The organism is Kocuria sp. CPCC 205258, assembly GCF_040981005.1.
Taxonomy (GTDB): domain Bacteria; phylum Actinomycetota; class Actinomycetes; order Actinomycetales; family Micrococcaceae; genus Kocuria; species Kocuria rosea.
The window spans coordinates 1-1019 of sequence record NZ_JAVKPS010000030.1 but is presented as its reverse complement, the minus strand read 5'-3'; the positions used below and the strand labels follow the sequence as shown (position 1 = coordinate 1019).

The following is a 1019-nucleotide window of genomic DNA, read 5'->3' as shown; positions in this document are numbered from 1 at the left end:
CGCATCTTCGAGCAGATGTGGTTCTGCGCCGTACGCGCCGGAGACCTCGACAAGCCCGGCGCCTACCGCACCGTCCAGATCGGCCGGGAATCCATCATCATCACCCGCAACCGCAAGCACGGCATCCGCGCCTTCTACAACATTTGCCGCCACCGCGGGGTGAAACTGTGCATGGAGGACACCGGCGAAGCCGCCCGCTCCTTCCAGTGCCCCTACCACGCCTGGACCTACGACTTCGACGGCAAGCTCATCGCCGCCCCCAACCTCACCAAGATGCCCGACATCGACCGCCAGGAGTACGGCCTGGTCACCATCCCGGTCCGCGAGTACCTCGGCTACGTCTGGGTCTGCCTGGCCGAGAACCCCCCCTCCTTCGAGGACGACGTCATGGGCGACATCCAAGAACGCCTCGGCGACACCCAGGCCATCGAGGGCTACGACATCGCCAACCTCTCCCTGGGCCGGCGCATCACCTACGACGTGCGCGCCAACTGGAAGCTCATCATCGAGAACTTCATGGAGTGCTACCACTGCGCCACCATCCACCCCGAACTCACCGAGGTCCTGCCCGAGTTCGCCGACGGCCTCGCCGCCCAGTACTTCGTCGGCCACGGCGCCGAGTTCGGCGACGAGGTGCGCGGCTTCACCATCGACGGCTCCGAAGGCCTCGACAAGCTCCCCGGCGTCGACGAGGACCACGACCGCCGCTACTACGCCATCACCGTCAAGCCCACCGTGTTCGTCAACCTCGTCCCCGACCACGTCATCATCCACCGCATGTTCCCCATGGCCCCCGACCACACCATCGTCGAGTGCGACTGGCTCTACCTCCCCACCGTCGTGGACTCCGGCAAGGACGTCTCTACCTCCGTGGAACTCTTCCACCGCGTCAACCAGCAGGACTTCGACGCCTGCGAACGCTGCCAACCCGCCATGAACTCCAAGATCTACGCCACCGGCGGGGTCCTCGTCCCCTCCGAACACCACATCGGCGCCTTCCACGACTGGATCACCGACAA

At 65.5% G+C, this 1019-nt stretch carries 1 protein-coding gene; it reads left to right on the top strand.

Annotated elements, in window-relative coordinates; translation table 11 throughout:
- On the top strand, positions 1-1019 hold a 1019-nt coding region (locus RF644_RS18655; protein WP_368797656.1), incomplete at both ends, for an aromatic ring-hydroxylating dioxygenase subunit alpha.